At 71.3% G+C, this 21504-nt stretch carries 12 protein-coding genes; 6 read left to right on the plus strand and 6 right to left on the minus strand.

Going from position 1 to position 21504, the window contains the following annotated elements; all coding sequences use genetic code 11:
• Positions 1 to 584: 584 nt before the first annotated feature.
• Together TSO352_RS01225 and TSO352_RS01230 are read right to left on the minus strand one after the other, a co-directional pair.
• Positions 585 to 2327, minus strand: a complete 1743-nt coding sequence (locus tag TSO352_RS01225) for a glycosyltransferase family 41 protein (RefSeq protein ID WP_109105588.1) — start codon at positions 2325 to 2327, stop codon at positions 585 to 587.
• 10 nt (positions 2328 to 2337) lie between these two features.
• Positions 2338 to 2925 (minus strand): SIS domain-containing protein, encoded by a 588-nt coding sequence (locus TSO352_RS01230; protein ID WP_109105589.1) that lies wholly within the window; start codon positions 2923 to 2925, stop codon positions 2338 to 2340.
• Positions 2926 to 3128: 203 nt separating this feature from the next.
• Between TSO352_RS01230 and TSO352_RS01235 the strand changes: the two genes are divergently transcribed.
• The 6 genes from TSO352_RS01235 to TSO352_RS01260 all read left to right on the plus strand — a co-directional run bounded on the left by TSO352_RS01235 (position 3129) and on the right by TSO352_RS01260 (position 14627).
• A complete protein-coding gene (locus TSO352_RS01235; RefSeq protein ID WP_247871823.1) occupies positions 3129 to 3671 on the plus strand; it encodes a hypothetical protein in 543 nt (180 codons plus the stop codon).
• 199 nt (positions 3672 to 3870) lie between these two features.
• Entirely contained in the window at positions 3871 to 5463 is a 1593-nt protein-coding gene (locus TSO352_RS01240) for a tetratricopeptide repeat protein (RefSeq protein WP_109105591.1), read from the plus strand.
• Between the two features lie 130 nt (positions 5464 to 5593).
• Entirely contained in the window at positions 5594 to 6847 is a 1254-nt protein-coding gene (locus TSO352_RS01245; RefSeq protein ID WP_348770527.1) for a galactosyltransferase-related protein, read from the plus strand.
• A 70-nt stretch (positions 6848 to 6917) separates the two neighbouring features.
• Complete coding sequence (locus TSO352_RS01250) at positions 6918 to 9926, plus strand: glycosyltransferase (RefSeq protein WP_109105593.1); 3009 nt, start codon at positions 6918 to 6920, stop codon at positions 9924 to 9926.
• Positions 9927 to 10002: 76 nt separating this feature from the next.
• Positions 10003 to 11361: a hypothetical protein gene (locus tag TSO352_RS01255; RefSeq protein ID WP_109105594.1), complete on the plus strand. Its 1359-nt coding sequence runs from the start codon at positions 10003 to 10005 to the stop codon at positions 11359 to 11361.
• Positions 11362 to 11501: 140 nt separating this feature from the next.
• Positions 11502 to 14627, plus strand: coding sequence for a M10 family metallopeptidase C-terminal domain-containing protein (locus TSO352_RS01260; protein ID WP_109105595.1), 3126 nt, complete (start codon positions 11502 to 11504; stop codon positions 14625 to 14627).
• Between the two features lie 18 nt (positions 14628 to 14645).
• Here TSO352_RS01260 and TSO352_RS34190 read toward each other — a convergent pair whose 3' ends face one another.
• From TSO352_RS34190 to TSO352_RS01280, 4 genes are read right to left on the minus strand one after another with little or no spacing between them, the layout of a single operon-like run.
• A complete protein-coding gene (locus TSO352_RS34190; protein ID WP_109105596.1) occupies positions 14646 to 16916 on the minus strand; it encodes a site-2 protease family protein in 2271 nt (756 codons plus the stop codon).
• A gap of 25 nt (positions 16917 to 16941) precedes the next feature.
• Positions 16942 to 18402: an HlyD family efflux transporter periplasmic adaptor subunit gene (locus TSO352_RS01270; protein WP_109105597.1), complete on the minus strand. Its 1461-nt coding sequence runs from the start codon at positions 18400 to 18402 to the stop codon at positions 16942 to 16944.
• The gene (locus tag TSO352_RS01275) at positions 18399 to 19235 is read right to left on the minus strand and encodes an efflux RND transporter periplasmic adaptor subunit (RefSeq protein ID WP_247871825.1); all 837 of its coding nucleotides are present in this window, start codon (positions 19233 to 19235) and stop codon (positions 18399 to 18401) included. The genes TSO352_RS01270 and TSO352_RS01275 overlap by 4 nt, the downstream gene beginning before the upstream one ends.
• Positions 19232 to 21451: a TolC family protein gene (locus tag TSO352_RS01280; RefSeq protein WP_247871826.1), complete on the minus strand. Its 2220-nt coding sequence runs from the start codon at positions 21449 to 21451 to the stop codon at positions 19232 to 19234. Before TSO352_RS01280 ends, TSO352_RS01275 begins: the two co-directional genes overlap by 4 nt.
• Positions 21452 to 21504 lie beyond the last annotated feature (53 nt).

A 21504-nucleotide genomic window follows, 5' to 3' on the forward strand; every position in this document is an offset into this window, starting at 1 on the left:
CGGGTCCTACGCCCGCTTCGGCGCGGTCTACGAGCATATTTTGGTGAACCAAGAGGGCTAAGAGGCGATGTGCTACGGGTGCGCGCGACTTTGCTGTGCGGCACGGGCTTGGGCCATTCTGCGTGTTCGACAGCGACGTGATGCTCCACCGGCCGGCGGAGCGGTTCGCCAACGCCTTTGCCGGGCGCATCGCCGGAAACTGGAGCTGGGCCAATTGGTTTGCCGGACCGGAGGTGCTGGAGGAGCTGTGCGACCGCTTCATCGCCACCTTCGCCGACAAGCCGCGGCTGCACGCCCCTGGCCGACCGCTTCCGGATCAACGGCCGGCCCCACCTCAGCAGACATGCATCTGCTGCTGGAGATCGCCGCCGGCGATCCGCGCTTCCTCGACCAGGGCACGCGGGTCGACGATGGCTTCGACCACAACATCCGGGTGTCAAACAACCGCTTTGTCCTGCGCGACGGGATCAAGGGCGTCCGCTTTGGGCCGGACGGCGTGCCGTCTGCGCGCGCACCGACGGGGTACCCGCCCCCCTTATCACCTTCCTGCATTTCCAGGGGTCGGCGAAGGAGCGGATGCGGGATCACGCCTGGCCGGTGGCCGGGGCGGTGTCAGGGCCAGTGACAGGGGCAGTCATGGGGCCGGCGGCGGCACCGGCGTCCGCCCGAGCGCACCAGCGCCGCCACAGCAGCCGGTAGGCGGTCTCCAGGTTGCGCATGAAGCGGGCCTCGTCGCAGAGCGCCGACGCCGTCACCCGCGCCCGCATCCCCATGCGCAGCCGCATCAGCCGGGTGAGGTCGCCGGCGAGACCGGCGGCGATGGCGGCGTAGCCATCGGGGGTGGTGGCGACCAGCTCGGGCAGGCCGACGGCGGTCATCAGGCTGGCGCCGACGCGGGCGGCGTGCCGGCCACCGGCCAGCGTGACCAGCGGCGCCCCCATCCACAGCGTGTCGCAGGTGGTGATGGTGCCGTTGTAGGGGTGCGGGTCGAGCGCGATGTCGATGCGGTTGTAGGCGGCGAGATGGCCGGCTGCATCCTGGATGTGGCCGACCAGCTCGAGCCGATCCGGCTCAATTCCGGCGGCGGCGAAGCGGGCGCGCAGCGCCTTGGCGGTGCCGGCATCGGACAGCGGCCGGTCCTTCAGCAGGAGGCGCGAGTCCGGCACCCGCCGCAGCACCTCGGCCCACAGGGCGACGGTACCGTCGGTGATCTTGGAGAGCTTGTTGAAGGAGCCGAAGGTGACCGATCCGGTGGCGCCGGCCGGCAGCGGCACCACGGCCGGGGCATTGGCCGGCGGGCGGAAGCACAGGAAGGGCACCGGCAGCCGGACCAGCGTCTCCGCCGCGTGGGCGTCGGTCGGGCCCGGCGGATCGCTGATCGCGTCGACGATGCGGTAGCCGACCGCCTCCATGCCGGTGCCGTTGGGATAGCCCAGCCAAGTCACCTGCACCGGCGCCGGACGGTGGGCCAGCATCGGCAGCCGGTTCAGCCCGGAATGGCCGGCGAGGTCGACCAGGATGTCGATGCCGTCGGCGCGGATCTGGGCGGCGAGCGCGGTGTCGTCGAGATCGCCCACCGTGCGCCAGCCGTCGGCCTGCGCCTTGAAACGGGCGGTGAAGGCGTCGGCGTGGCTGTCGGGCAGGATCGAGTAGCAGACGATTTCGAAACCCTGCCGGTCGGCGGCCTCGAACAGGGGCGTCAGGAAATAGGCCCCCAGATGCTCGCGGAACTCCACCGACAGATAGCCGATGCGCAGCCGCTTGTCCGGATCGCGGCGGTTGGCATGCGGCGCCGGGGCCGGCACCGGCGGCTGGCCGAAGCGCTCATCGAAGCGGCGGTGCTCGGTCAGCAGCCGCTCGCCAGGCAACTCGAGGTAGTTGAGACACAGCAGACGCTGGCTGGCGACGCGTGGGTTGTCGGGCATCAGCGCCTCGGCCTGGCCGAAGGCGGCGGCGGCAGCGGCGGCCTCGCCGCGCATCTGCTGGGTGACGCCCAGGTTGAACCAGACGCTGGCGCTTTGCTGTGGCTGGAGGCGGATCGCCCGGATCCAGTTCTGCACCGCCTCGGCCAGCCGGCTGCCGCCGCAAGCGCTGCTGCCCAACCCGACCCACGGCTTGTCATAGTCCGGCCGCAGGGCGAGCGCGGCCCGGAAGGCGGCGGCCGCCTCGGCCGGACGGTCCCGGTCGCTCAAGACAAAGCCCAGGTTGTTCCACAGCTCGGCGGCCAAGCCGTCCAGCGCCAGCAAGTCGCGGTAGAGCGCCTCGGCCTCCTCCAGCCGCCCGGCGTTCAGGGCCTCCAGGGCGCGGCGCTTCAGCGCATCGTGCATGGAAGGCGCCTCAGGCCAGCCGGGCTTCGACCTGCTCGCACAGGTAATGGTAGAGGCAGATGTGGACCTGCTGGATCAGCGGGGTGGAACGCGACGGCACGTCGAGCAGGATGTCGCTCAAGCCGGCCATCGTGCCGCCGCCCTCGCCGGTCATGGCGATGGTGGTCATGCCCAGCCTCCGGGCGACCTCGAAGGCGGCGATGACGTTGCGCGAATTGCCGCTGGTCGAGAGGCCGAGGATGACGCCGCCCGGCTCGCCATAGGCTTCGGTCTGGCGTGCGAAGACGCTGTCGTAGGAATAGTCGTTGCTCCAGGCGGTCAGCACCGCCGGATTGGAGCTGAGGCAGATCGCCTTCAGCCCCCGGCGCTCCTTCAGGAAGCGGCCGACCAGCTCGCCGGTGATGTGCTGGGCGTCCGACGCCGAGCCGCCGTTGCCGCAGACCAGCAGCGCCCGGTTGGCCCCCAGCGCCGCGGTGACCGCCGCGACCGCCGCCTCGACCCGGGCGGGATCCAGCGTGTCGACGGTGCGCCGCAGGACCTCGATGGCGCTGTCGAGATGGCCGCGCAGCGAGGCAGCGGCGGGGGCTTGAGAGTCCATGGACGGAGCACCTTGTGCGTGAACGACGGGGGCGTGCCGGGGAAGGCCGGTCGCGCGGGGAACCGTGTGGCGCGCAGTGCATCCTATGGAACGCGGGGGTCTGTCAACTCCGAGCCGCGCAATCACCGCTTTCCCGCACCATGCGGAAGCCGTATTTTCGATGCACTCTCCGAAATCCGGGGTTTGAGAAGGCAGGGCTGGTCATGACACCGCGAACGGTCCGACTGGGCCCCCTCAGTGTGAAGATGTACTGCGCGATCGGCATGATCGCGGTGTCCTGGGCCCAGCTGGAGGACATGGTGTCGCTGTGCATCTCGCGGCTGCTGGGCACCGAGCACACCGATTTCCTCCCCATCGCCTCCAACATGCAGATCAAGGCCCGTTTCGACGCACTGAAGACCCTCGCCACCCTGCGCTTGGCGCCCGACGAGGCGAAGGCGCTGGTCGCCCAGTGCGACGAGGCGCTGGAACTGGGGCGGGAGCGCAACAAGATCCTGCACGGCTCCTGGATCCAGGGCGAGACCGACGACGTCGCCATCCGCCTGAACTACCGCGCCCACGGCCGCGTCTCGGCCAACGCCCCCGTGATCTCGGCCCGTGAGATCGCCGAGATCAGCGACCGCATCGCCATGCTGACCGAAGGTTTCGCCCAGACCTTGCAGCGCCTCGGCCTGCTCGACCCCAAGAACCCGATGCGCAACCCGACGCGCTCCCCGGGCAAGCCGCCGGAAACGGCCGCCGGCTGACGCGGTCCTCCCAACTTTTGCCCCGCTTCCGACTCCCGCTTGCGGCAAGGATGCACCCTCTGGAAGGCATGGCCGCCATCGGGCGGGACAGGATGCCTTGTTGCAAGCCTGTGGGAGTTCACCGATCTTCCACGCGTTCCCGGCATCCCGTCCGGCGTTTCCTCTCCGGTTCCCCCTGGCTTCAAGACAGCGACGCTTCATGACCTCGATCCACGACATCCTGACGCAGGCCGTCGGCCTGCATCAGGCCGGCAAATCCGATCAAGCGGCCACGCTCTACCGCAGCGTCCTGGCTATCGAGCCGGCCCAATCGGACGCCTTGCATCTGCTGGGGCTGCTGACACGCCGTGGCGACCGCCCGCAGGATGGGGTGGCCTTGATGGCGCGCGCGCTGGTGCTCGACCCGACGCTCACCGCCGCCCTGTTCAACCAGGGCTGCGCCTTGCGGGATCTGGGGCGGTTGGACGAGGCGGCGGCGCATTTCCGCCGCAAGCTGGAGGTCGAGCCGGATTGCGGCATCAGTCTGTTCCGGCTGGGCACCGAGGCCCTGGCCTGCGGGCGGATCGACGAAGCCGAGCGGCGGCTGCGTTGGACCGCGGCCGTCGACACGACCAACCCTCGGCTGCGCAACGCGCTGGAACGCTGCGCCACAGCGCGCGCCTTGCGCGACGACGCCGCCGATCCGTCCCTGCCGCCGGGGCTGGTGGTACGCGGCGTGTTCCGCGACAGCAGCGGCTATGCCTACAAGGTCCGTCGGCTCGTCCGGCATCTGGTGGAGGCCGGGGTCCGGGTCCGGCTGATCGACCTGAACTATGGTGACACCGACAACCTGCCCGACGAGCAGATTGATCCGCTGCTGCGCACGCTCGACCGGCCGGTGCGGGCCAAGGCCGTGCTGACCATCACCACCCCTCCGGCGGTGGAGGCCATTCCGGGGCTGAAGACGATCAATTTCACCATGTTCGAGGCGGTCGGCATCCCCGCCCTGTGGGCGGGGCACAGCCGGCGTCACGACCATGTCATCGTGGCGACCGAATCCTCGCGTCAGGCGTGGCTGGGCGCCGGCCATCCGGCCGGCCGCGTCCATGTTTGCCCCGAAGGGGTGGAGACGGTGGAGGTGTCCGGCGTGGCGCCCGCCGTCATCCTCGACAGCGCCGGGCGGCGGCTGTCCGACCACCGTGTCCGCGTCCTCAACATCTCCGACCTCAACAGCCGCAAAAACCTGTCCGGGTTGCTGCGGGTCTGGCTGCGCACGACGCGGACGGAGGACTCGGCGGCTCTGGTTCTAAAGGTCGGCAAGAGTGGCGGCATCACCGACAGCATCCGCGAGATGCTGGCCCAGGTGTCGACGGAGACCGGCCGGACCCTCGCCCAGGCGGCACCGGTCTTCCTGGTGGAGGGCAAGCTGTCGGATGCGGAGATGATGTCGCTCCACGCCGCCTCCACCCACTATTGGAGCATGTCGCACGGCGAGGGCTGGGACCTGCCGATGGCACAGGCCGGCGCCATGGGGCTGACCCTGCTGGCCCCCGATCACAGCGCCTACCGCGCCTATCTGGACCACCGGGTGGCGCACATGATCCCCAGCCGTGTCACCCCCGCCTCCGACAGCTATCGCGGCCAGGATTGGTGGACTCCCGACGAGGACATCGCCGCCCAACTGCTGCGCGCGGTGATCGACGATCCGGACGGCACCCGCCGGTCGGCGCAACGGCATCTGCTGGACCATTTCAGCTGGACCCAGGCGGCGCAGCGCCTGATCGCCCTGCTGACGGAGCTGGATGCTCTGTGACCCGCCGCTCGCACCCTCCGTCCTTCGGAGCCTGTGTCAATCTTCATCGTGCATCGGTCATGGCCCTGCCTTAAGAAGGCTTGTGCCATGCTCTTGCGCTTTTCATCCTGGACGTTCCTGCGGGTCTCCCATGCCAACCGTCGAAGAAGCTTTCCAGATCGCCGTCGACCACCACCAAGCCGGCCGGCTGGCCGAGGCGGAGGACATCTACGGCCGCATTCTGGCTGTCGCGCCCGAGCGGGTGGAGGCGATCTACAACCGGGGCTATGCCCAGCAGATGCAGGGCAAGCTGGTTGCGGCGATCGCGTCCTATCGTGCGCTTCTGGAAAAGGCACCGGATTGGGCGAAGGCGCATGTCCGGCTGGGCGAGATCATGCTGTGGATCGGGCGCGTGGGCACCGCCCTCGACCATTATGAGACGGCGGTGGCGCTCGCGCCTTCGGACGACACGCTGCGCGAGCCGTTGAACCGCGCCCTCGACATCCAGGCCCGCCGCCGCCCTTTGCTCGACACGCTGCACCGGGGTGGAAAGCTGGACCTGCGCGACGTCACCTTCATGGTGCCCTGCCGGATCGAATCCCCGGATCGCCGCCGCAACCTGCGCATTCTGGTGTCCTACCTGCGCCGGTACCTGGACACCAACATCCTGATCTGCGAGGACAACCCGGAGCGGCAGGACGTTCCGGGCCTGATGACGGAGCTGGGCCTGTCGCCGGCGGACTATGGCTACACCCATCTGACCGGAAACGACAGCCCCTACACGCACAAGGCGAAGCAGATCAACATCATGGCCGCCGCCGCGACGACGCCGATCCTGGTGGTGCAGGACACGGACGTGGTGGTGGAGCCGACCCAGTATGTCTTCGCCCAGCAGGCCGTTCATGACGGCGCGGCGTTTTCCTGTCCATTCAACGGATTGTTCTTCGACATATCGTCCAAATACATCCCAAGCATCGAGCGGGGGTTGTCGGTCACCCAGGTCGACCTTTTGGACCCGCTCAACGAAATGCTCTATAAGAATTCTTACGGCGGCACGGTCTTTTTCGACCGGTCCGTGTTCGATCGGCTTGGCGGCTTCAATGAGAATTTCATTTCCTGGGGCTGGGAGGATTTCGAGATCCGCAAGCGGTTGGAACGGCTCGGCGAGCGGGTGGAACGCCTGTGGGGGCCCGTGCTGCATCTCAGCCACGCACGGGCAACCAACTCGCTCCGGAAGAATCCCTGGTATGCCCACAACACCGTCGAGTATGACCGGGTGATTCATATGAGCCGCGAGCGGATTCTGGCGGAGATCGCCCAAGGCGGCTTTCGCCGTCCGCTCGTCAACGCGCAGGCCGTCCCGAGCTGCGTGGAGGAGTCCGCCCCCGTCCCGGATCAGGCGTGATCCGGTCTGCCGTCGCACGCAACAAAGCCCAGGCTCCGAAGGGGCGCCCGGGTACCCCTTCGGAGCCCGTATGCCGTCCTTCCTGCCCAGCCCGCGCACGCTGTTCTGCTGTCTGGCGCCGCCCGACTATTACCGTCGGCCGCTGTTCTCCGAGCGGGAGGTCTTCTGCGGCCCCGACTGCCCGACGGTGGAGACCGGCGACGGCTTTTCCTCGCTGGCCACCCCGGCCGGTGAGTTCGACCTGCCCGCCATCGTTGCCCGGCTGCCGGCCCACCAGCGGCCCGAGATGATCGTCGTCAAGGCCGACGCCACCCGGCGCAACCTCGCCCGCGGCCTCGACCGGCTGCCCGGCACCAAGGTGCTGCTGGTCGGCGACACCCACCATTTCGCCAGCCCGCTGCGCACGCTGCTGGCCTACGGCGCAATGGAGCGGTTCGACGCGGTGATGCTGGACCACACCCGCCAGCACGCCCACCTCTTCCTGGAAGCCGGCTTCGAGCGGGTCTACTGGATCCCGGCGGTCGACTACGCGCTGCGCCGGCGCGACATCCCGGCTGCCGCCACCCACCCGCTGACCTTCGTCGGCCAGATCGGCCCTTTCCACCCCTGGCGCCGCCACGCGCTGGGCGCGCTGACTGCGGCCGGGCTGCCGTTGCAGGCGTTGCGGGCCTCGCCGGAGCAGGCGGCCGACGTCTACGCCTCCTCCGCCATCACGTTGAACGTCTCGCTCAACGGCGACCTCAACCTGCGCGTCTTCGAGGCGCTGGGCGCCGGCGGTTTCCTGATCACCGACGCGCTGTCGCCCGAGGCCGGGCTGGAGCGCTGCTTCACCCCCGGCACCCACCTCGTCACCCAGCGCTCGCCGGCGGAGCTGGTAGAACTGGTCCGCCACTACCTCGACCACCCGGCGGAGGCGATGGCGATCCGCCGCGCCGGGCAGGCCCATCTGCTGGAATTCCACAGCCCGGAGGTCAAGCGCGCCCAGTTCTTCGACGCGGTGTTCGACGACCGCGTCAACCCGGCGTTGGAGGTGCGCGGCGAGCGGCGCGGCCTGCCGCCGTTGCCGGCGCACGGCACCGGCCTGCGCCGCCGCATCGAGGCCTACGAGGCGGTGCAGCGCCTGCACCTGAAGGCGGAGCGGCTGACCGTCCACACCGACGCCGGGGACAGCCTGAACCTGCGCGCCCTGCTCCGCGACCTGCCGCGCGCGGCGGTGGTCGGGCCGGCCGAGGGGGTGGACGACCCGGTCGCCCTGCCGCTGCCGCCGCCCGCCGACGCGGTGCGGGTGGAGGCGGCGCTGCTGCTGCCCTGGCCGGGGCTCGTGCCGGCGGAGGTCGACCGCCGGATGGCGACGCTGCCCGGCGCCTCCGTGCTCTGCCCGGTCGCGTCGGCGCGCGACCACGCCGCGGCATCCGCCCATCTGGCCGGCTGGGGCTTCGCCCCGACCGAGCCCGGCGGCGCCCTGTTCCAGTGCGCGGATCCGTTCCGCTATGCCGAGCGGTCGCTCGCCGCGCCGGATCCGGCGGCGGCGTTGAAGCGCGCCCGCGTCGCGGCGCTGGAGCCGCTGGTCCGCACCGCCGATCAGGCGATGGCCGCCGCCCGGCTGGCCGGGGCGCTGGGCGATGCCGGGCTGGCGGAGCGCTTCCTCCAGCGTTGTGTGGGGCTCGACCGCCAGCGGGCGGACGCGCTCGCCGGGCTCGCCCGCCTGTGCGCGGCGACCGGCCGCCCGGTCGAGGCTGCCATCTACGCCAACGAGGCCAACCGTGCCGTGCCCGGAGCGGCAGCGGACCTCGACGGGGACGCGCTCGCCGCCGCTGCCGCCGGCAACCCGGGGCTGGAGCGCTACCGCTCGCTGTTCCGGCAGGCCACCGCGCCCGCGACCGGGCGGCGCCGTCGCATCCTGGTGATCACCAACCTGTTCCCGCCGCAGGAGTTCGGCGGCTACGGCCGCAAGCTGTGGGAGTTCTCGGCCGAGTTGATCCGCCGCGGCCACGAGGTCCGGGTGCTGACCGCCGACCTGCCCGAGCTGGCGCGGCCGGGCATGGCCGGCACCGAGGACATCGAGGGGCGGGTCGACCGCTCGCTGGCCCTCTACGGCCGTTGGAAGGACGGGCGCGGCGTCGCCTTCGACGACCCGGAGCGCTGCGCCGCGCTGGTCCGCGCCAACATCCGCCGCGTGCTGGAGACCGCCGAAACCTTCCGCGCCGAGGCCTGTCTGGTCGGCAACCTCGATTTCGTCGGGACCGAGTTCCTTGACCCGCTGACCCGGCGGATGGGCGTGCCGGTGCTGCACTGCCTGGGCAACCAGCACCCCGGCTACGGCCGAGAGGCGGCGCCGCGCTCGCCGCTGTACCGCGCCGGCCCGGCGAGCGGCTGGGTGGCGGAGCGGTTGGTCGAGGGTGGCTATGGCCTGCCCGCCACTGTGATCCACCCCGGCGCCCGCGTCGATTACTTCCACCGCGCGGTGATGCCGGTGCCCGACCGGCTGCGCATCGCCTTCGCCAGCCTGATCACGCTGTACAAGGGGCCGCAGACGCTGATCAACGCGCTGGGCGTCCTGCACCGCCAGGGCATCGACTTCGACTGCACCATCGCCGGCGAGGCGCCGGACGCCGACCTGCTGGCCCGCTGCCGCGAGTTCATCGAGCACCAGGGCATGGCGGACAAGGTGCGCTTCACCGGTTTCCTCGACCGCCGCGGCCTGTCCGACCTGTTCGCCCGCTCCAACGTGCTGGTCTTCCCCAGCGTCTTCCAGGAGCCCTTCGGCATCACCCATGTCGAGGCGATGGCCGCCGGTCTGGCCGTGATCAGCAGCGGCACCGGCGGCAGTGCCGAGATCCTGCGCGACGGCGTCGACGGGCTGCTGTTCCCGGCCGAGGACCACGAGGCGCTTGCCGCCCGGCTGCGCCGCTTGGTCGAGGACCGCGCCGCCTGGGCCCGCCTGGCGCTGTCGGGCCGCGACCGCGCCCGCGACTTCACGGTCGCCCGCTCGGTCGACCGCATCGAAGCGGTGTTCGAGGAACTGGCCGCCCTCAAAGTCGCGTCCCTGCGCGACGCGACCGCGCTCGACGCACCATGAACGGGCAGACCCGCAGCTTGCGCGGCCGGATGCTGTCGTCAAGCCTTCGCACCACATCGTCCGATGAGCGTGTTCCATGGTGACTCTCACTCGGCTTCGGCCGGTCATCGACGGCATCATCGCCGCCTCCTCCTGCATCGACGTCCCCCTGGTTGACAAGGAATTGTCGGCCGCGGAGGCGGGCGGGGATTGGTATCGGCTCTACAGCATCCTGGCGGCGCTGATCTCCCGTCTTGCCGACGGGCCGGAAAAGACGCGTCTGACAGAGGTCATGATCGCGGGCGATCCGGAATGCGAAGGCCTGTATCTGGCCTTGGCCGAGAGGCTTTCCTTTGCCGGCATGGGGATTCTCGAACGCGACGAAGCGATCCCGCGCCAGGGCATCGCCCTTCTGAGCCGTGCGCTGGAGCGCGCGCCGGCATCCCCCCTGCGGCCGCAGATCCACGCCAACCTTGCGTTCCTGTTCAACGAGATCGGGCAGCACGGTATGGCCGAGGCGCATGGCCGCGCCGCCGCCGGCTATCGCAACGCCATCTTCCATCTCTGGCTTGTCGAGGCCCTGTTCCATCAGGGCAAATACCGCCGCGACGCGCTGTGCGTGGTCGACCTGTCGTCCCTGGCCATTCGCCGCGTCACCGCGGCCTTGGCGCAGGCGGACGCGCTGGAGGCCGGAACGCCGGACGGGGCAGGGCCTTTCGCGCCAACCGGGTCGCACGTCGTCCTCGTCTCGGTGGACGGCGCTTATTTCAAGCGCTACGCGCCGGCGCAGATCCTCAACCTCCACGCTCTGCACTCTTCGGCAACGGTGCACTACCACATCATAAACGGCGACGACGAGGTTGACCGGCTGATCGGTCGTCTTCGCGACACCGTCGGGGATATGCCGGTCTTCTTTTCCCGTGAAGAGAGGGCGCTGCAGGGCGACGCTATCGACAAGCCCTATTACGCCTCCTCACGGTTCATCATCGCCCACGAGGTGATGATGCGGCACAAGGCGAACGTGATCGTGTGCGACGCCGACATCCTTTTCCAGGACAAGCCGGAAGACATCGTCACTTTCGCTTCGGACCATGACATCGCCCACACCGACTACCGCGGCGAGCCCCTGTGCAGCCGCTACAACGCTTCGTTCGTCTATTTCCGGCAGAGCAAGGGCGGGTATCTGACGCTTCTGATGATGGCCGACTTCCTGAGGACGAACTTTGAACGCTACTACCTCTGGATGATCGATCAGGTCGCGCTGTTCGCCTGCGTTGAGCGGGCGCGGCAGATCCTGGGAAGCGAGTTGACGCATGTCGCGTGGCCCGACACCATCCTGCCGCCGCGGCCTGGGGCCTCCCTTCCGCTCGTGCTGACTGGGGCATTGTCCGGGAAACACGGCAACAGCCCCTACAGCGTGAAGAGGGACGACATCCTGCGCGCCTACGGCTTTTGACGGAGGCTTCTGATGGGAGAGGGCCGGCGACGGAAGACGACGCGGTGAGAAAAAAGGTACGGGCCGGCCTCCCCTTTCGATCGGGGGATGGAAGGTTGTAAGCTGCGGGGGCCGCATTCCGCGCCGCGACGCCCCTGACCATGACGATCCCAAGCCTCGACCCCCTGGACGCCCCGGCCGTCACCCCGACCGACGCCGTGCCCTCCTGTTCCTGCCTGCTGTGCAGCGCCGCCGGCTGGAGCACCGCGCCGCTCGCCGGCGGCCTCGACGCGGCGGCGGCCCCGCTCGGCACGGTGTCCAGCACCGTGGCCGCCCTGCTGCCGTCGGGGACGCCGCGCTGGGGCAGCGGCGGCGTCGGCGGCGGGGCGTCCGTCAGCTACAGCTTCATGGAGCAGGCACCGTCCTACGCCTCCACGTCGGACGCCAGCGGCTTCGCGGCGCTGTCCACGGTCCAGCGCAACGCGGTGCGCCAGGCGCTCGCCGCCTGGAGCCTGGTCGCCAACGTCTCGTTCGTCGAAACCTCCGACAGCGCCAACAGCGGGCAGGGCGGCTCGATCCGTTTCGGCACCAACCGGCAAAGCTCCAGCGCCGCCTACGCCTACTACCCGACCGGGTCGCTCTACGGCAGCGGCGGCGACGTCTATCTCGCCAACAACGTCTCCAGCAACAGCAGCCCGACCGCCGGCAGCTACGGCTACCTCACCATCCTGCACGAGATCGGCCACGCCATCGGGCTGAAGCACCCCGGCAACTACAACGCCGGCGGCGGCGGCAGCGAGGGGCCCTACCTGTCCAGCGCCGAGGACAATTACCGCTACACGATCATGTCCTACAACCAGCACCCCAGCCTGGGCCTGAACGGTCTGGCAACGGGGCCGGCGCTGTACGACATCGCGGCGGTCCAGTACCTCTACGGCGCCAACGGCCAGACCCGCACCGGCGACGACCGCTACGTCTTCGCCAGCACGGCCACCGCGGTCAGCCAAGCCATCTGGGACGCCGGCGGCACCGACACCATCGACGCCAGCGGCCAGACCGGCGCGGTGTCGATCAACCTGACACCCGGGTCCTTCAGCTCGATCGGTCCCAACGGGTCGGGCGGGGCGGCGGTCGACAACATCGCGATCGCCGACGGCGTCACCATCGAGAACGCCAGCGGCGGCGGCGGCAACGACATCCTGATCGGCAACGACGCCGCCAACGTCCTGATCGGCGGCGCCGGCAACGACACGCTGACCGGCGGCGGCGGCAACGACACCCTGATCGGCGGCGGCGGCATCGACACCGCGGTCTTTTCCGGCAGCCGGTCGTCCTACACCGTCACCATCACCGGCGACAACGCCACCATCGCCCACAGCGGCAGCGACGGCACCGACAGCCTGACCGACGTCGAATACGCCCTGTTCGCCGACATCCGCATCAGCCTGCAGCCGGCAACGCTCACCGTCCGCTCCGGCCGGGTCGACATCGGCTCGACGGTCGGCATCGCCAGCCTGGTGTCGGCGAGCGACCCGGCCGGCGGCGCCGTCACCCAGTACGAGCTGGTCGACAACACCAACGGCGCCGGCCGCATCCTGGTCGGCGGCGTGGCGCAAGCCGACGGCGCGGTGGTCCCGCTGACCGCCGCCGCCTTTGCTGCGACGACCTACGCCGCCTCCAGCCTGCCGGGGATCGACGAGCTGTCGGTGCGCGCCTACAACGGCGTGACCTGGAGCCGCTGGCTCGGCTTCACCATCGCCTCCCGCCCGGCCAACCGGGCGCCGATCGTCCAGGGCGACAAGACCGTGGTCGCGCAGGATGGCGGGCCGGCGGTGCCGCTCGGCGTCGACCGGCCGCAGGACCTCGACGAGGGCGACGTCATCGCCGTGACGCTGACCCGGCTGCCCGACCGCGGCACCGTCCGGCTGGCGAACGGCAGCGCGGTCACCGCCGGCACCGTGCTCGGCGTGGCCGACCTCGCCGGGCTGACCTACAGCGCGGCCTCCGGTACGTCCGGGTCGGCGGGGGCCTTCGCCTACACCGTCACCGACGCCCAGGGGGCGGTGACCAGCCAGACGGTGACGCTGCGGGTGACCGGGCTCAGCGACACGCTGTCGGGGTTCGACCCGCTGGTCTACCTCGCCTCCAACCCCGACCTCGCCGCCGCCTTCGGCACCGACGAGGCCGCCGCGCGCCAGCATTACCTGAGCGCCGGCCGTGGCGAGGGACGGACGATCGCGTCCTTCGACCCGATGGCCTATCTGGCGGCCAATCCCGATCTGGTCGCCGCCTTCGGCTTCGACCGCGCCCAGGCCACCCGGCATTACCTGACCTTCGGCCGGCGGGAAGGACGGACGACCACCGGTTTCGACCCGCTGGCCTATCTGGCGGCGAACCCCGATCTGGCCGCCGCCTTCGGCACCGACACCGCGCAGGCGACCCGCCACTACCTCACCTACGCCGGCAGGGAGGGGCGCAGCGCCCGCTTCGACGGCTACGCCTATCTGGCGGCGAACCCGGATGTGGCCGCCGCCTTCGGCTTCGACCCGGCGGCGGCGACCCGGCATTACATCACCAGCGGCCGTGCCGAGCCGCGCAGCGCCGGCCTCGACCTGCTGGGCTACCTCGCCGCCAACCCGGATCTGGCCGCCGGCTTCGGCACCGACACCGCCCAGGCGGCCCGGCACTACATGCTCTACGGCCGGCGGGAGGGGCGCAGCACCAGCTTCGACACGCTCTCCTATCTGGCGGCGAACCCCGATCTGGCCGCCGCCTTCGGCAACAACCCGGCGGCGGCGGAGGAGCATTACATCCGCTTCGGCCGGACGGAGAACCGCCAGACCGTCTTCAACACCCACGACTACCTGATGGCCCACCCCGACGTGCTGAGCGCCTTCGGCACCGACGACGGGCGGGTGAAGCGGTATGTCGTCCTCTACGGCAACACGCCGCGGCGCGACGCCGGCGGCTTCGACGCGCTGAGCTATCTGGCCGCCAACCCGGATCTGGCGGCGCTCTACGGCACCGACACCGCGGCGGCCACCGCGCATTACCAGAGCCGGGGGCAGTCGGAGGGGCGGTCGACCCGCTTCAACGCCCTGGCCTACCTGATGGCCAACGCCGACCTGTCCGCCGCCTTCGGCACCGACCAGCAGCAGGCCCTGGTCCATTTCATCCAATACGGCCGCAACGAGCCGCGCCCCAACCCGATCGGCTACGTCCGCCCCGCCGCGTCGGGCGGATTGGTCGCGGCGAACGCCGGGATGCTCGCCGCCGCTCCGGTGTGAGTGGCGGCTCCGCCGGCCTCAGAACCCCGTCTCGCGGATCAGCACCGAGGCGGCGACGCGCCAGAAGCGTTCGGCGACGCTGCGCGCCTCGCCGGCCACCCGGACGATGCCGCGCGTGACATGCGCCGGCCCGTCCCCGGTCCTGGCGTCCCCGGCCTCGGCGTCTGGGGACGGCACTCCGGCCGGATCGACGTCGAGGGCGATGCGGTAGACCGCCTCCACCGGGGCGAGCGCGCTGCGCCCGTTGGGACCGCCTCCGGGGCCGCCGTGCGGGCCGGCCGGACCGGCCTGCCCCTCGACCGCCACCGGGCCGCCGTTGATCGAGGCGAGCGCCGGCACGTCCAGCACCGACACGGCGACCGGGTCGACCGCGCGCACCCGGGCCTCGCGCCGCGGGGCGAGCGGGTCGTCGGGGTGGAAGCGCGCCGGCGCCCCCGGCCGCAGGCGGTCGAAGTCGCCCTCGCCGACATAGCCGACCAGCTCGCCGTTGCCGGGCGCCACCAGCATGGCCAGCGGCAGCTTCGGCCCGATCCAGCGGCCGGGCAACAAGGCCTCCTCCATGTCGCGCACGGTGCCCGACAGGGGGGCGCGCACCACCAGCCGGTCGCGGCTGTCGAGCAGCCCCTGCCGTTCGGCGAGCGCGGCGGCCAGATCCTCCTCCATCGCCCGCACCCGGTCGAGTTGCTCGCGGCTGGACGACAGGCGGGCGATCTGGTCCTGCATCCAGTCGATGCGCAGCTCGGTCTGGCGCAGCTTGCCGTCCAGGTCGGGGGCGGTCAGGCGGAACAGCGGCTCGCCCTCCACCACGCCCTGGCCGCGCTGGACCAGCACCTCCTCCAGCCGGGCGGGGAAGGGGGCGTAGACGGTGGCGAAGCCGGACGCCCGCCACACCACCGGCACCGACACGGTGGTGGTCACCGGCAGCAGCGTCAGCCCGACCGCCGCCGCCAGCCCGGCCAGCGTCAGCCCGGTGCGCAGGTTGGGGCGGAAGCGTTCGCGCAAGGACCACCACGCCGTCGCCTCGCCGATGAAGGGGCGGGCGACGAACCAGCCGATCTCGATGGCGAACAGCAGGATGCCCAGCACCTTGATCGCGACGTGATAGACCAGCAGCGCGATGCCGAGGAACAGCACCAGCCGGTAGACCCAGGTGACGTAGGAATAGGCCAGCAGGATGCGGCGGCGGTGGGCCGGCATCTGCTCCGGCGGGGCGATGCCCAACCCGAACAGCCACTCCCGCAGCTTCCAGCGCGCCATGGCGAAGGCGCGCTCCTGCAGGTTCGGCACGTCCAGCGCGTCGGACAGCAGGTAATAGCCGTCGAAGCGCATGAAGGGGCTGAGGTTGATCGCCAGCGTCGTCACCCAGCTGACCGTCGCCAGGAAATAGGCGGCGCTGCGCAGCGGCCCGTCGGGCAGGAAGCTCCAGGCCAGCGTGGCGAAGACCGCGATCATCAGCTCGGTCAGCATGCCGGCGGCGCCCACCGCCAGCCGCTGCCGGCGCGACACCAGCCGCCACGCGTCGGTGGTGTCGGTGTAGAGCACCGGCCACATCACCAGGAAGGCCACCCCCATCGTCGGCACCCGGCAGCCGAAGCGCTTGGCGGTGTAGGCGTGGCCCAGCTCGTGGCAGATCTTGGTGCCCAGCAGGGTGACGCCGTAGAGCGCCAGCCCCTCCGGCGAGAAGAAATGCTGGAAGGTGTTGAGGAAGGCGTCCCACTGCCGCGCCACCAAGAGCCCGCCGGCCACCGCCGCCAGCAGCACCACCCCCAGCCACACCCGGCCGTAGAGCGGCGCCACCCAGCCCAGCGTCGCCGCCAGGAAGCGGTCGGGCCGCACCAGCGGGATGCGGAAGAACAGGTAGTTGTGGACCAGCCACCAGAACCAGCCGGTGCGCCGCGCCGCCGCCTGACGCGCCAGATAGGCGGTGTCGACGGTGACGGTCAGGTTGTTGGCGGCCAGGAACTGGTAGAAGCCCATGACGTCGTCGACCGTCGGCTCGAACAGGCTCTCCTCCGCCACCGCCGCAGCGATGACGCGCGGGTTGGCGAGGTGCCAGTGGGCGATCAGCGCGAAGGCTTCCGGTCCGATGCGGAAATAGCGGTTGCGCACCGGGTCGTGGATCGTCCAGCCCGGCGCCCCGTCCTGCCCCGCCGGCGCCGGCAGCAGCGCCAGATCGTCGCGCAAACCCGGCAGCCGCAGGGCCGCCAGCGGATCCTGCGCGGGGCCCTGGCCGGCGGTTCGTTGGGCGGCGGCCGGACCGGCCCCGGCGGGGGTGAGGGCGATGGACAAGAGGGCGTCCCCTACGGAGCGGTGATCAAACCCCCAGCCCCTGGCGCAGCAGGGCCAGCGGGCGGCGGAAGAGGTAGAGGGCCAGCGGCACGCGGTCGCCCAGGATCTTGGCGGTGCCGCGCAGGCCGATGCGCGGCGGCGGTCCCGGCTCCTGCCCGGCCTGGGCGGCCGGCTCCAGCGTCGCCTTCACCCGGTAGGACAGCACCCCGGCGGGCGACAGGCCGGCCTCGTAGCTGGCGCGGGTCAGCCGGGCCTGCAGCGGGTGCAGCGGGTCGACGTTCAGGAACAGCTCGACCGGCGATCCCGATTCCAGCACCAGCGCGTCACCGACCGGCACCATGATGTCGATCTCCGGCGCCTGCGGGTCGGCGATGGTCAGCACCCGCTCGCCCACCGCCACCGGCTTGCCCAGCCAGTCGTTGACGTCGGTGAAGACGGCGATGCCGGCGCGGTCGGCCTTCACCGTCACCCGCTCCAGCAGGTCGCGGGCAAGCGCCAGCTCGGCGCGGCGCAGCTCGACCTGGGCGCGCAGCTGGGCGACGCGCGCCTTGGTCTGCGGGTCGGCAAAGGCGGCCTGGGAGGCGGTCAGCAGCTCCGCCTCGGCCTGGGTCAGCCCCTTGCGCGCCACCTCGAAGCGGCTGCGCAGGACGGTGGCGTCGAAGCTGAACAGCGGCTGCCCCGCCGTCACCACCGCGTTGGGTTGGACGTGGAAGCGCTCGATCACGCCGTCCAGCGGGGCGGCGACGATGACCGGGTCGCTGGTCTGGATCTCGGCCGGGGCCAGGGTCGACATCGGCACCGGGATGGCCAGCCCGCCGCCGGCCAGCAGCAGGAGGACCAGCGGCAGCGCCGCGCGCCGCAGCCCGTGCCGGCGCGGGCGTTTCCCGGCCAACGCCCACCAGGCGTGGCCGTAGCCCTCGGCCAGATGGCCCAGCAGCAGGATCTCTCCGTCGGTCCACGGCTCGTCGCGGCCCAGCCACAGGCCGGCCGGCGGCGGGGCGGCGGGGGTCGCCGGCGCCCGGGCGCCGGGCAGGGGCTCCGGGGTCGATTCCGGCTTGCGCAGCGGGCACCACAGCACCTGCGCCGGCCCCCATTCGCCCCATTCGGCGCGCACGGCGGCGGGCAGGGCGGCGGGATCGACGACGTGGACGCTGTTGCCCTCGGGCCCGGCGGCGACGGCGCGCACCGCGTCCGCCAGCCATTGGCCGAAGGGGGTGTTGGGCTCCAGCACGGCGATGTTCGACACCGCCTCCAGAACCGGGCGGCCGCGGCCGGGCAGGGTCAGGAAGGCGGCCTGCCGGTACTGGATCATCCGGCGGGTCTGGTTGACGATGTGGTAGCGCAGTTCCGCCGCCGTCGCCATCCGCCAGGCCTGCCGCTGCAGCTCCAGCAGCATCAGCAGGCCGTTGACCGGCTGGGGAGCGGGGTGGGGCGGGTTGGGCGGCGGGTTGGAGGGCGTGTTGGTCTGGGCCATGGCCGCGCTCATGGCGCGGCGCCGGGTTTGGATCCGCCGGTTCCCCCGGTGGGGGACGGCAGCGACGACAGCGTCGGCGCCGGGAAGATCGCGGTGCCGCTCATCCCGGCGATCATGCCGGGGGGAACGCCGTCGCCGGTCAGCTTGGCGGTGACCTTCACCGACTGGCTGGCCGGGTCGACCTTGGCGCCGGGCAGCAGCACCTCGCCGGGCAGGGTGGCCCCGGTCTCGTCGACGCGCAGGTCGAAGCGCTGCCCCGGCCTCAGCCACACCAGCCACGAGGACGGGACGATCAACTCCACCTTCAGGTCGCGGTCGGACAGGATCTCCAGCAGGGGCGCGCCGGCGGGGACCGACTCATGCTCCTGGATGCGGCGTTCGACCACCCGGCCGTCGAAGGGCGCCTTGATGTCGCAGCGGCGGGCCTGGACCTCGGCCTTGCGGACCTCGGCGCGGCCGACTTGGGCCTTCGCCTCGGCCAACTGCACCTCCGCCTCGCCGATCGAGCGCAGGCTGTTCAGGCGGCGGTTGACCCGCGCCGTCACCTCCGCCGCGTTCAACTGGGCGCGGGCGGCGTCCAGCTCGGCCTGATAGCTGGCGCAGTCGAAGGCGACCAGCAGGTCGCCGGCCTTGAAGCTCTGGCCGGCATCGACGCTCATGCGGGCGATGCGGCCGGGGATCTCGGCGGACAGCACGGCGTGCCGCCGCGCCTCGATCAGGGCGCGGACCTGCCCCTGGGCGGCGTCCTGGGCCAGCGCGGGGGAGAGGGCGGCCCCTCCCCCCAGCAGGCCGAGGAGGACGGCGACCAGGGCGGTGGCGCGGACCGCCGGGGCGGGGCGGGTCACAGCGACGCGAGCCTGCCGGACGACAGGGCGTCCTGGGCTGAAACGGTACGGACGGTGCATTCCCGCTGCTTATCCTTCACTTGCCGGCAGAAGCGCTCCGCCGCGGCGTGATCGGTGAAACCACCGGCGCGCAACTGGACGATCATCTTGCCATCACCGCTGCGCCGGGTGGTGACGTACAGCGCATCGGTGCCGGCCGCCGCCGTTCCCAGGCGCGTCGCGATGCTATCCCATTCCCGCTGCGCCAACCTGTGGCTTGCGTAGGCCCCGAGATCCGCCTGGATGACGGGAGAGAAGGACGCCGTCGCAACCGGGGCGGTCGGGGCCGGGGCGGTGGGCGTCGGCGCGGGGGTGGCCGTCTTCACCGGCTCCTTCGCCGGCTCGCTTTTCATCGGCTCGTTTTTCATCGGCTCCGGGGCGGGAACCGGGGTGGGGGCGACGCTCGATGCCAGAACGAACGGCGTCGACGCCGGGGTGTCCACGATGGCGACGGCCTTCGGCTCTGCCGGGGCCAGGGCAGCAACCGGGGCCGCGGCGCCGGGCGGGGTGGGCGCGTCCACCGGCTTGGCCGCCGCGACCGGAGCCGGCACGGCGGCCGGGGTGGGGGCCGGGGCGGGCTTGACCGCCTCCGGCTTGGCGGCCTCGGTCTTGGGCGCCTCCTTGGCGACGAGGTCGCGGACGCGGAGCGCGCTGTTGGCGCGCTCCTGCCAAGTGGACAGGCCCTTGCCCACCGCCTGGGTCAGCGTCTTCAGGTCGGTGTCGGGCACCGTGTCGGGCAGCGGGTCGACGCCGGCCGACACCATGACGCGGGCGTAGGCGTTGTGCAGGTCGGCGAAGACCAGGTCGCGCCGCAGGTCCGACAGCAGCGCCGTCACCTCCGACTGGATCACCCCCAGCTCGCCCACCTGCCCGGCGTCGCCGACGTTGGCGTACTGGGTGCGGATGCGGCCGTCGAGGTCGGCCTGCTCGGCGGTCAGCGCGAACTCCTGCTTCAGCTCGCGGAACTGCAGCATCGCCACCTGCACCTGGCTCAGCACCGCCATGCTCAGCGCCTGACGGCGGAAGGCGACCAGATCCTCCTGGGCGTCGAGGTAGGACTTGGTGGCGGGGGCGGAGACCAGGTTGATCAGGTTCCAGCTGACCCGCGCGCCATAGTCGGCCCAGCGCTGGTTCAGCAGGAAGCTGTTGCTGTCGTAGCGCAGCCCGGCGTTGAGGTCGATGCCCGGCAGCAGCTTCAGCAGCGACCGCCAGGTCTCGTCGGCGGTGATGCGCTGGTTGTAGCTCTCCTCCAGCAGCTCCGGCCGGTTCAGCAGCGCGTAGGTCTCCAGCGCCTCGGCCGCCACCTCCAGCTTGGGCGGCGCCGTCATCGCCGCCGCCGTCGGCATCTCGAGCTGGAACGGCTCGCCCGGCGGCAGGCCCATCAGCGCGCCCAGCTGCGACTTCGCCGCCGCCAGCTCACGCCGCAGCGATTGCAGCTGGCGCAGCGTCTCCACCAGGGTGCGGGTGTAGGTCAGCGCCTGCAGCGGCGCCTGGACGCGCAGCGCCTCCAGCGTGCGGGCGTCGCGCCGGGCGCCCTCCACCCGCTTCTCCAGGGGCGCGATCCGCGCCAGCAGCCGTTCGGCCGCCACCGCGCGCCAATAGGCGGTGCGCACGTCCTGCATGATGCCCTGGACGACGCGGCGGCGGCGCTCCTCGGAGATCAGCACCAGGTTGGCGTTCTGCCGCGCCCGCAGATAGCTGACGCCGAAGTCCAGCACGTTCCAGGTGAAGGCGAGGTCGCCGGTCCGGCGGTGGCGGTCGGTGGCGGTGGTGCTCTCGCCGGTGCGCCGGCCGGTGGCGAGGTTCAGGCTTTCCGACCCGGCGTCGTTGTTGCGCCCGGTGTAGCCGGCGGCCGCGACGACGCGCGGCAGCATGTCGTAGTGCGACAGGTCGAGCTGGTCGCTGGCGACCGCCGTCTCCATCACCTTCACGCGTTCGTCGAGGTTGTACTTGATGGCGCGCGCCATCGCCTCGTCCATCGACAGCGGCTTGGTCAGCGGTTCCTGCGGGGCAAGCACGACGCTCAGGTCCTTGCGCACGCGGGCCAGATTGTCCTCCGCCGACATCGGCTCGGGTTTGACCGCGCAGCCCGCGGCCAGCAGGGACGCCGTCAGCGCGGCGACGGAAACCACCGAAGAGAGCAAGCGGCGGCGGAGTGGGGCGGTCGAGGTCATCATGGGGTGAGCGATTCCGTTCGGCGGAAAAGGATTGGGACGGTTGGGAACGGCCG

Origin of the sequence: Azospirillum sp. TSO35-2 (genome assembly GCF_003116095.1) — a bacterium.
In the GTDB taxonomy this organism is placed as follows: domain Bacteria; phylum Pseudomonadota; class Alphaproteobacteria; order Azospirillales; family Azospirillaceae; genus Azospirillum.